The sequence below is a fragment of the candidate division WOR-3 bacterium genome (assembly GCA_016926475.1).
In the GTDB taxonomy this organism is placed as follows: domain Bacteria; phylum SDB-A; class SDB-A; order SDB-A; family SDB-A; genus JAFGIG01.
This window is the reverse complement of sequence record JAFGON010000032.1, coordinates 1-10697: the sequence shown is the minus strand read 5'-3', so window position 1 is coordinate 10697 and position 10697 is coordinate 1. Positions and strand designations below refer to the sequence as shown.

12 protein-coding genes are annotated in these 10697 nt (G+C 42.2%); 7 read left to right on the top strand and 5 right to left on the bottom strand.

All coding sequences use genetic code 11. The annotated features are described in order from the left end of the window. The first annotated feature begins 156 nt into the window (after window positions 1-156). Genes scpB through rpsT form a run of 4 tightly spaced genes read left to right on the top strand, consistent with a single transcriptional unit; the run spans window position 157 to window position 2384 of the window. Window positions 157-699 (top strand): SMC-Scp complex subunit ScpB, encoded by a 543-nt coding sequence (scpB, locus tag JXA84_03320; GenBank protein ID MBN1150235.1) that lies wholly within the window; start codon window positions 157-159, stop codon window positions 697-699. Window positions 700-716: 17 nt separating this feature from the next. Then, window positions 717-1382 carry a hypothetical protein gene (locus tag JXA84_03315; protein MBN1150234.1) on the top strand — a complete coding sequence of 222 codons (666 nt, stop codon included), beginning with the start codon at window positions 717-719 and terminating at the stop codon, window positions 1380-1382. Beyond that, entirely contained in the window at window positions 1383-2084 is a 702-nt protein-coding gene (locus JXA84_03310) for an rRNA pseudouridine synthase (protein ID MBN1150233.1), read from the top strand. A 36-nt stretch (window positions 2085-2120) separates the two neighbouring features. Further along, window positions 2121-2384, top strand: a complete 264-nt coding sequence (rpsT, locus tag JXA84_03305; GenBank protein ID MBN1150232.1) for a 30S ribosomal protein S20 — start codon at window positions 2121-2123, stop codon at window positions 2382-2384. On the opposite strand, the gene JXA84_03300 is transcribed toward rpsT, so the two are convergent. Both JXA84_03300 and JXA84_03295 read right to left on the bottom strand, forming a co-directional pair. Continuing rightward, window positions 2368-4212, bottom strand: coding sequence for a DUF2723 domain-containing protein (locus JXA84_03300; protein ID MBN1150231.1), 1845 nt, complete (start codon window positions 4210-4212; stop codon window positions 2368-2370). The two genes, rpsT and JXA84_03300, sit on opposite strands and share 17 nt — an antisense overlap. 84 nt (window positions 4213-4296) lie before the next feature. Beyond that, complete coding sequence (locus JXA84_03295) at window positions 4297-5034, bottom strand: glycosyltransferase family 2 protein (protein ID MBN1150230.1); 738 nt, start codon at window positions 5032-5034, stop codon at window positions 4297-4299. A gap of 180 nt (window positions 5035-5214) precedes the next feature. Here JXA84_03295 and JXA84_03290 point away from each other — a divergent pair, with 180 nt between their 5' ends. The 3 genes from JXA84_03290 to JXA84_03280 are packed head-to-tail and all read left to right on the top strand — an operon-like array spanning window position 5215 to window position 8804. Then, window positions 5215-6156, top strand: coding sequence for a hypothetical protein (locus JXA84_03290; GenBank protein ID MBN1150229.1), 942 nt, complete (start codon window positions 5215-5217; stop codon window positions 6154-6156). Between the two features lie 13 nt (window positions 6157-6169). Then, complete coding sequence (locus JXA84_03285) at window positions 6170-7171, top strand: VWA domain-containing protein (protein MBN1150228.1); 1002 nt, start codon at window positions 6170-6172, stop codon at window positions 7169-7171. Window positions 7172-7184: 13 nt separating this feature from the next. After that, entirely contained in the window at window positions 7185-8804 is a 1620-nt protein-coding gene (locus tag JXA84_03280) for a hypothetical protein (protein ID MBN1150227.1), read from the top strand. Between the two features lie 49 nt (window positions 8805-8853). Here the strand turns inward: JXA84_03280 and JXA84_03275 are convergent, their stop codons facing one another. The 3 genes from JXA84_03275 to JXA84_03265 all read right to left on the bottom strand — a co-directional run. Next, complete coding sequence (locus tag JXA84_03275) at window positions 8854-9705, bottom strand: UbiA family prenyltransferase (GenBank protein MBN1150226.1); 852 nt, start codon at window positions 9703-9705, stop codon at window positions 8854-8856. Next, on the bottom strand, window positions 9687-10181 hold the full coding sequence (locus tag JXA84_03270; protein MBN1150225.1) for a phosphatase PAP2 family protein: 495 nt from the start codon (window positions 10179-10181) through the stop codon (window positions 9687-9689). The genes JXA84_03275 and JXA84_03270 overlap by 19 nt, the downstream gene beginning before the upstream one ends. Before the next feature lie 26 nt (window positions 10182-10207). Beyond that, window positions 10208-10697: glucose-1-phosphate thymidylyltransferase (locus JXA84_03265; protein MBN1150224.1), on the bottom strand; the 490-nt coding region annotated here is incomplete at its 5' end.

Sequence of the window (10697 nt, the reverse complement as noted above, 5' to 3'; positions counted from 1 at the left end):
GTGCAATCTGAGTTAAAATTTTGTTTTTCGGATTTCTCAAACATTATTTCCGCACAGAAATTGTGCTGGTATGAAGAAAACCAATGAAGAAGAGTTTTTTTTATTGACACGTTGGCCCATGGGTATTAATTGTAAGTTCAACTTATGGAGGTGACTTTGGAAGAAAACGAAGGAGAAAAACTGTCTGAATTGGCAATGAAGGTTGAGGCGATACTTATGACATCCGACCTTCCCATAGGAGCTGAAAAGATAAAAAATCTCGTGGAAGGATCTCAGATCAGGGATATTAAAGAATGCATAAAAATCCTGAACGAACTCTATGACTCAAATGGAAGGTCTTTTCACATACTTGAAGTAGCCGGAGGGTATCAGATATACACACGTCCGCAATACGCTGATCTGGTGTCTAAACTCGACAAGTCCAGAGAGTCTAGGTTGACACAGTCCGCCCTGGAAACTCTCGCTGTCGTCGCGTATAAACAACCTGTCACGAAAGCTGAAATAGAAAGGATAAGAGGAGTCAGCTCCGACAGCCCCATGAAGACTTTACTCGAAAGAGACCTTATCCACGCCGTCGGCAGGGCGGATTCGCCTGGAAAACCGGTATTATACGCCACCACAAGAGAGTTTTTAAGGTTTTTCCAGTTGAATTCCCTCTCTGATTTACCGCCTATGGCTGAGGTTGGGGAAGAAGCCTGAAAAGCTGCGAGTCTGACATGATTAGGATAAAGCCCCGTATTGGCTATGAGAGATATCTGATAAAAACAGACCTCATAACAGACATGTGTCCGATGGAAAAGGTCATTGAAAGGTATGTAGCCAGGCATTTAAAGAGCGGTGACTGTCTTGTCATAGCCGAGAGCGTATTGGCTATAACTCAAGGCAGGGCTATTCCCGTCGACAAGATAAAAGTTGGAATCTTTGCTAAAGTATTGTGGAGATTTGTGGGGAAAGTTCCCTACGGCGTCGGTTTGAGAAGTCCTACGAGTATGCAGTGCGCAATAGACGAAGCCGGAATATTAAAAATTCTTTCCGCGGCGATTGCGGGGGGGCTGACAAAACCTTTCGGGAAAAAGGGAATGTTCTACAAAGTGGCGGGAAAACAAGCGGCGACAATAGATGCCGCTTTCACTTCTCCAGTTGAACCCTACCACAGAACCGTGATCAAAGGGCCTCACGACCCCGAAGGAAACGCTGGGTTATTTTCTGAAATTTTTAAAATTGAAGTAGCAATCATGGACATAAACGACATTGGGGGGAGTTGGGTTATAGGAGCTTCAACGGGCGTAGACAGGGAGAGGCTTTCACTGGCAATGCTGGACAACCCCATGGGTCAAGGTGCTCAGATGACCCCTTTTTGTATTTTAAGAGAGATAAATTAGTTGAGATTGAATCGTTTTCTCGTCGAAAATGGTTTTGCACCGAGTAGAAGGAAAGCTGATAAAATAATATCCGAAGGTAGAATTTTCGTCAACGGCAAAAAGGCTTTTTTGGGACAGGAGGTTAGTGAAAACGACAGCGTTTTGCCGACAGGCGGAGTCCCGATAAAACCCAAGAAAGGGAAATTTTCCTACGGAGCTTTTTACAAACCCAAGGAATACGTCTGTTCTCATTCTGGTGGAGGAAAAAGTGTTTTCAAACTTCTACCTCATGGAATTCTATGGAAATGGGCGGGAAGACTTGACCAAGACAGTGAAGGGTTGCTTCTGATAAGCGACGATGGGGATTTTATCCACAGAGCCTCGCACCCTTCGTTTGGGTGCGAAAAGGAGTATGAAGTTTCTACGCAACGACCCCTTTCGAGAAGTGAAATAGATGCCTGCCTTGAAGGTATTTTGGTGGACGGAAAACTCATGAAATTCGAAAAGGTGAAGCAATACAGAAAGTTTTTGACTATTACTCTCAAAACAGGCTTCAAAAGGCAGATAAGAAGAATGCTCGGTTATTTTTCTGCAGACGTCGTTAATCTCAAGAGAACTCGTCATGGTGTTGTGGTTTTGGGAAAGTTGCCCATGGGTGGTTTCAGGGAATTGCAAGAATCTGAGATAAACTACTTTAAAAGTTTGACAAAAAATAAAATTTAATTATAATAGTCGCAATTTCAAATTTTATAAGGAGGTATTTTGCCAAGTCACGTTTCGCAGAAGAAAAGGTTGAAACAGAACAAGAGAAACAATCTCAGAAACAGGTCTATTAAAAGCCAGGTCAAGACTATTGCCAAAAAAGTAAAGTCATCCGAAGGGGCTGAAGATAAAAAAGAAAGTCTTTCAAAAGCTTATTCGGTTATAGACATAGCGGCGAAAAAAAACGTCTATCATAGAAACAAAGCTTCAAGGCTGAAAAGCAAAATCGCCAGGTCTTCCACCGTTAAAAAAAACGGTTGATTATTCCCTCGGCCAAGGTGTCTTCAGGATCAATTGAGAGTATGAACTCGAGATAGGGGAGAGCCCTTTGGGTGAAGTACCCCCCGTCTTCCAAATTGATCCTGTAAATTCTTTTCCAGGCGCCTTGTTTTACATCGCCCAATATCATCAAAACCCTATCGTGATTCACTAGATTTTCGGGGACTGGTCTGATGTATATTTTCTGCCATGCTTCTTCGTCGGAAAGAGTGCTGTCGTCGGTGAAAAAAAATCCATAGGGCAGAAATACGATTTCTGAGAGTTTTGAAAGATCCCTGTCGGGGATACCCGTGAAAGGTCCTGAAGGTGGGTTTGATAAGAAGAATCCTCCTCTGCGCTTTCCGTATCCGTAAATAGAGAGAAGTAAATTTTCAAATGATTCTTGAAGCTTGGTGACGTTCTCGTCATCGCCGAGTTCCCACTGTTTAAGCAATGGCAGGAAATCTGAATATTCCTTTTCCCAAAATTGGGAAAGTTCTTCGTTGTTTCTGTTGAGGCCTTCGACATACCATGAACGGCGGAGAAGTTCCTTGTCTATTACCAGAACGTCTTTTCTATGATTTTTTACCGATTGAAGATATGTAATCGGTGAAACCTGTTCCCAGGATAGTGCGCCGGGACTGTTTACCAAATACACCGAGGATTCAGGAAGAAAAGAAATGATTGATAGAGCATAGTCTTCAGCGAGAAACAAATCGCTCTTGTCGAATTTTCTGAATCCGTCGAAGATAGGATATATGAAAAGAATGGACACGACAGCCGAGAAGAAAAACATTTGTTTTTTAGAAAGCACCCAATACACGCCGAAAGAACAAAACAATGAGAGAACCACAATTGAAGGGGAGGTGTAACTCGAAATATCCGGGATGCTGTAAGAAGAAGAATAGAGCAGGTTCAAAAGAAACATTGAAATCAAAAGGACGAACAGGGGTTTGTTTTTTTTATATATAAAAACAGCGCCAGGAATTGTAAAAAGGTACAGCGGAAAAAAGGGTGTGACAAAAATATGCTTGAGCAGCATGAGGAGCTGTCTGAGAAAACCGTATGCGCCCTTTGAAAACATCCAGACCTGGTATTGTTTTCCCGTGACATGGTTGAAAAAAAACTGAAAATTTCTCGAAACTCCACCCCAGTCGAGAACCGGGGATAGATGCGACCGTAGGTACATCGAAGCATAAAGGCTCAGACCTGCTGTGAAAGCTAAAATGGAAATTAAAGGCAAAAACCTGTTTGTCTTCCTTAGTTCGAAAATAGAGACCAATAACAGGGGAACAGAGAGTCCGCTTATCATCAAATGGTTTCCCAGGGCAAGCCCGCATACGTAAGAGACCAATATGTAAAAATTTGCTCTTTGAATTTTTTCCGAAATTTCAAACAGCAGGGAAATCAGAACCGCGAGCAGAAGCAGGGTCAGGGCGTAGACTTCCGTTTCGGTGGCAAAATCCCATACAACGGGATGAAAGACGAGAAAGATATTAGAGGCAAGAGCTGGGAAAAAACCGGTTTTTTTTTGCAGGCTGTATGCTATCAGAGCGCCGGCGATAGAAACGCATACAACGGAGAAAAGATTCGATATAAAAACGGGTTCAAATTTGAAAAGAGACATAAAAGCGATAAAAGGTCTGATAAGAATTGAATACAGGGGATAACCGGTAGGGTGGGGAACTCCATAGAGGAAACCGCAGGAAGCCAGCTCTCCGGAATCAATAAAAGTGAGACCCTTCGCCATTGTTGTCAGCAAAAAAGTCAGGTTGACCGAAAGCAAAAGGGCGAAGGTCAAAATTCGGAGGCTTTTTCTTGGTATTGTCATATCAACTCCTGCTGTATGAAAATGTTGTTAAAAGGAATATATAGTGTTTAATAAACAAATAACAACTATATATGTATTTTTTACTCATAATAGAACTAAAGCAGCATAGATGATAATTGAGAAGACAACAGCGAGTACAAAAAGTAAAATATGCCAGAAAACTCCGGTTTCTAGGGATAATTTCAGATAAAGCCAAACCAGTCTCGGTGTGCTGTAACGGGATTTTCTTATCGGTTTTGCCTGAACTACTTGTATTTCTTTTATTGAATACCCCAACTGAAGTGCGAGAACAGGTACAAATGTGTTTTTGTCGGAGTGCTGAATTATTTCTTCAACAACTTCTCTTTTGTAGCATTTAAACATGGAACCGATATCCACGATCTTTTTTTTGAAACGCAATGAGAGTTGAACATTTAGGATGAAACTGAACAGTCTTCGGATGAAAGGATCAGACCTTTTTTTGCGAATAGCAGAGGTTATCTTGTCCTTGGTTGTCATGGATTGAATAAGAAAGTGAAAGTTTTCTAGTGGAGTCTGGAGATCGGCGTCTGACGTGAGAATAAGATCTCCTTTAGAATTCTTCATTCCGGTGATTACGGCGCTGTGTTGACCCTGATTTTTTTCGTGTGCTATTATTTTGAATGAAAAGAATTTTCCCGGGCACTTTTTTCTGAGGAATTCACAGGTGCCGTCTGAACTGCCGTCGTCGACGAATACGGCTTCGGAGCCCGGAAAAGCTTCTAAAAATTCGGACGCGCATGAAATTGTCCTGTCCAAAATCAGTGATTCGTTGAATACAGGTATGACAAGGCTGATTTTCATTCTGCTGTTTTAACACACAGAATAGAATTGAACAACAAGAGATTTCATAAACACCGGTTAAACGGTCGTTTTAAAGGTCAAATTTCAGTTGACTTTATATATATCTGCTGATAATTTTATTTATTAAATGAATTTGAGCTTCAAAACATATATTTTGCCTTTTAGGAAGGAGGGAAGCTGATGGTAAGAAAAACGGGGTTTATACTCTCTGCCGTTTTCCTTGTGTTGTTAATATTTGTCGGATGTTCGACAATTCCTCTCGACGAAGGAAAGCGATATGAAGGTGTCGTTACGGTCGATTATCATTTCAACGCCCAGGGCACAACGACAGACGGTCTCGGCGTTAAACTTACATGGGATATCATCACCACTGCCAGAAGATACAGGGTCATTTTAAGAGATGGCTCGTCAAATACAATAGTTGACACTACGTTCCCTTCCTATGAAGTTTCTGGAGGCGACACTGCGTTCAACAACAATTGGACTTTAGCCCAAGCAGAACAACTGGGAACATACACGGTCTTGTATTCAAAACAAGCAGACGGAAATGTCTGGGAGACAGACACTGTAGGGCAGACTTCCTCAATTGCTTTATCCGGATCATCTTGCCTCGTAGCATACGGCCTTGATGGCAGTTTTGCCGCTTTTTGGAATGATGAAAACTTTCAAACCATCGGATTTGGAGACAGCTCTCTCCACACCGTTGCCGAAGTTTATTTTTACGACCCCTGCGATTCTTTGAACAGAATTGACACGTTGGTTTACACTATAGACACTCTTACAAACGACACAACAATTGTGACCGATACTGCTCTTGCTTTCACAGAGATTTTATCAGCCTTTATGCCTCCTTTTTCAGGGGGACAGCAGGCGGGTGTTCTGAACGTGGGCAGCGATACTGCGTTTGCCAATCTTCGTATCGCCCCGATGGGAGATCAACTGCTATATGAATCTCCAGTGGTGGATGAAGATATTGTTTGGATGCAAAGCGCTTCAGGAAGGTACGCTAAAATCATGGTTGACAGTATAATTACTTCTCCTCCCACGAGCGATCTCGAATCGGCTGTTATATACTTCCATTGGGCTTACCAGCGTCTGCCAAAATTCAGATATGTTTACTAATACGGAGGAACAGATGAAACTTAACAGAAAGAAGCTGTTCACGGTTCTGGCTTTATTTGTCTTGCTTTCGGCTGTTTTCGGAGGTTGCTCTAAAAGCGTAATCGATCAGCCACCGGATGAACCGCCTTACATCAACCGGGATGACAGCTCCACGACGGCTATAACATCCTCGATTCTCGGCATTGAGTTTTTGGGTGGAGATGTCGTTGTCAGAGTTTGCGTTAGAAGTCAGGAAAACATACCTGTACAGAATCTGAACAAAGCCAACTTCACCGTGCAGGAAATGTACTATAAAACCGACGGATCGGTTGACACGAACAATATTTTCTACAACGATTTCACTATGGATGTCCTCAATTCGGGTGTTCAAAACTACAATTCCATAGCACTTGTCAGAAGCATGTCTTCGTCGGTGACATCTTACGATGCTAATATCATCGCGTATTTGAAACGCTTTATAAATTGGAAACAACCCAGCGATTCGATCGCAATTATTGGCTTCCACAGCTATGACACCCTTTTGACTGATTTCACAAAGTCCATAGCTCTTCTCGAAGCGGGGGCTGATTTTCCGACTTACAACGGAAGGAGCGCCACATTCAGAGCCATCAACAGGGCTATTTCCGAACTTCAAGGGCAAGGCGGCAACAAGGGTATTGTAGTGCTGGGCGACGGACTCAACAACGAAGATCCAACGGACCGGCAAGCAGTCATCGACGCCGCTAATACGGCTGGAATACCCCTGTACTTCCTGACTTTCGGCGACACCCCTGACACTGCCAACATCGAAACACTCTCTCTCCAGACCAACGGTTATTACCAGTATTTGCTGACATCAGGAGTTGTGTGGGGAATTATGGATGAAATAAGAGGAATCGAAAACAATATCTATGAATTGAGGTTTTCGAGAAACACTCCTTCCGGCAGCAGAGGCTACGTGAAAATCTCTTCGCAATACCAAGCCGCTGCGGGTATATCTCTTAGCACCTCGATTTATTATTTCGAGGCTCCGTAATCGAGGGGGGAAAATGAGAAAAATATCTATTGCTTTAATTCTGATGCTGGCGGCGATAACCGCCGGACTTTGGCTGGGATGTTCGACAGCTCCGACAGGCAACATAAACACAAACAAAGCGCCGCAGACTTTTTTGGTCAACGTCCCGCCTGGAAACGATACAATAAATGCTGTTTCCCTCGTTTACTGGTACGGAGTTGACGAAGACGGAGTTGTCGCTTATTACGAAATTTTCTTTTCCGGAGATTCTGTCAATTCTTCGACCATAACCGGATGGGATTCCGTATTCGCATCGAGCGACACGATGAAACTGACAGTCGACGATGTCCCTGACTCGCTTATAGTTATCGACACTGTCATCGACACTATAATCGCTGGTTCAGATACAACTTACAAATTTCACGAAATTTGGAATTTCAAGGGTTTTTTCTATGTTCGTTCTGTTGACGAAGAGGGTCTTGAAGATCCAACTCCCGCAATTAGAGGATGGGATGTGATCAGCGAGAAACCAGTAGTAGAAATATCCGCTCCAGATGGCTCATCCGGTATTTTGCGTTATTATAGAAATAGTATCCCAGTATTTTGGAGTCCTTTAGATACAGCTGTAATGTTTTACGTTCATCAAACAAACCCATTATGGCAGGGTCTTGAAATCTGGTGGAACAGGGTCGATACCCTCAATTCGCAATCCAACACCCCAATAGGATATAGGTTCAAAATAGATAATTATGAATGGTCTCAATGGACCGATATGAATCCTGTCACCGAAGGGGATTCATTTATTGTTATCAACGATAGCGTGTTGAATGTGAATTTACAAGGCGGTTTTCATACGTTATATTTACAAGGTAGGAATGCTTCCCATGTTGAAAGTAATATAGATTCTATTGCCTTTAGAACTATCAATACAGACGTTTCTTCCGGTGCAATTGGAGTTCTTTTTTCAACAACATATACCTATGGTCAAAGAGCATGGTATGAGAACCTTTTTTCAATGATAAGACCAGGGACTACTTTCAGGTATTACAATAGATCGTCTGGTGTCATATCGAAAGACAGCCTTAAAGATCTTTCCCTTGTTATTTATATAAGGGATGATATGTCGAAATCTGATCCTGGATTTGTTAAAGATACAATTGAGTTGCTGGATTATATCAATGTCGGAGGTAAAATCTGGACTTTTGGACCTTGGATGATCTCTGCTCAACCTGTTTTAAACCTTGATGGCATAGCAGGTTATTTGATACATGATCTTATGGGCCTTTCAGTTTATACAAACTGTGATACAGTACAAGCTTTTAGTGGTGCAACAGTCACTCAATATGCTACTGGGCTCGGATTTCCGAATGTAAATCTTGTATTTGATCCAGCAAATGGGTTTCCTCCCAATAAAATTGCAGGTTTCTTATGTGAAAATTTTCCATCATCAGATCCTAATATAACTGTACTATATAATTGGGACGGTTTAAGACCATGGGATGAAACTCCTTGCGCAGTTCTCTACAACAACCCATCTCTTGGTGTTAAGTCAGCTTCATTCGGATTTTCAGGGAAATCGCTTCAGAGAAATGAAACTACTTTAGAACCGATTGCATCAGTTTACGATAAAGTTTTAGAGTGGTTTGGTTATTGATGTCAAAATAACTTCTGTAAAGGGGCCGGTGAATACCGGCTCTTTTTTTTTATGAAAACAAAAAGAAAAGACAGGCTACTGCCGACGCCATAGAAAGTCTCAAAAAAAGGGATGAAAGAGTAAATTTTGATTTTATTGAAGATACTAAACTCGTAAAGATGAAAAAAAATAGTGGTGAAGAAAAGACGAAGGTTTTTGGGCTAAAGCCAAAAAGTTTTATGAAAACCAGAATAGCACATGCAAACAGAATAAAATGAAAGATAACGACAAGAAAACGGGAATATTTCAAACCTAAAAAAACCGCCGTTGTGTTTTTTCCCGCCGCCAAATCACCTTTGTAATCCTCGATGTCCTTTACCGTTTCACGGTTTAGATGTAGTAAAAAAGCGAGAAAAAATACACATAGAGCCGGCGAAAGATCTGTCTTTTGAGGAACCAGAGAACCCCATAGCACTGGAGAAGAGCCAAGGCAGGACGTCAGCACGTTGCCGGCTAAAGGAGTTTTCTTTAAATAGAAATCGTAAATAAGCACAAAAAAAAGTATGAGAATGTTGGTCAAAAGCAAAATCGGTTTGAATAAAGAAACCGATAATGAGATTAAAACAAGGGCAGATAGAAATATAACGCAGGTTTTTTTTGAAATGATTTTTTTTACGAGAACTCTATTTGGTCTGTTTAACCTGTCTTCTTCCAAATCGGTAAGGTCGTTCAGACAGTAACCTGCTGCGGCGCTGAGTGATATTGGAAGGAACAGAAGTATGTCTTTCAAAGAAACTCTATATGATCCTGAGCTGATGAAAAAACCGAGGTACACCGCGGATTCTACTATGAGCAGATTTAAAGGTCTTGTGATTTGTATGAAAGGGAATATTTTGATGTTTTTTATCTCTCTGAAACCCAAGTATATATCTTCTCCACGAGAAATCCCGAAGCGATTCCAAGGCAGGCTCCGGCGATGACGTCGGATGTCCAGTGCCTGTTCAGGGCAATCCTCGAAAGACCCACGGCGCTGGCGAGGAAGAAAGCTTGAGCTCGATATTGAGGGTATTCGCAGGATATGATAGTCGCCGTGGAAAAAGCGTTTGAGGTGTGCCCGGAAGGGAAAGAATGGTCTCCCCCGTCCGGTCTCCGTCTTGAAACCGATATTTTTACCGCGCTGACGAGCGCTCCTGAAAAGCCGAAAGACATCAGCGACATTTCCCCGCACCTTCTTAGTTTTTTGTCGCCGAGGGTCATAAAAGTTGAAAACAGTATTATGTTTCTTCCATCTCCCAAAAGTGTCGTTTTTTCCATGATGTCTTGAGAAAGAGGGGAAGAAAAACCTTCTCTTATCCACTCCGATGCCCTTCTGTCAGGATCAAAGCCCTCAATATTCAAAACAAAAACAACGGCTATGAGATGTATCATGATTTTTGGAAAATTGATTCCAGCAATTCTTCGGATGATTGGGGCATAGACTTTTCTCTTCTCTCCATTACGATTCGGGCTGTTTTCAAGAATTTATCAAAAGAGTATTTTTCTCCGGGACCCCAGGAAAATGAAGGTATGTACTTGTCCGTCAACCCAGGTTTGAATATATTGGCACCGACTCCAATAATTGTACCCGTGTTTAACATCGTGCCGACAGCGGTTTTTACGTGGTCCCCGCAGAGCACGCCTAAAAATTTGAGGCCGGTGCAATGTCTCTTTTCGTTGAAATACAGAGTTATTTCGGAATAGTTGTTCTTTAAATTCGAATTTGTGGTTCCGGCTCCAAAATTGACCCACTCGCCGATGTATGAACTCCCGAGGAAGCCGTAGTGCTGCTTGTTGGAATAACCCAGAATTATTGAGTTAGAGATTTCTCCGCTGAGCTTGCATTGCGGGCCGAAACTGCATCCGTTGAGAATGTGC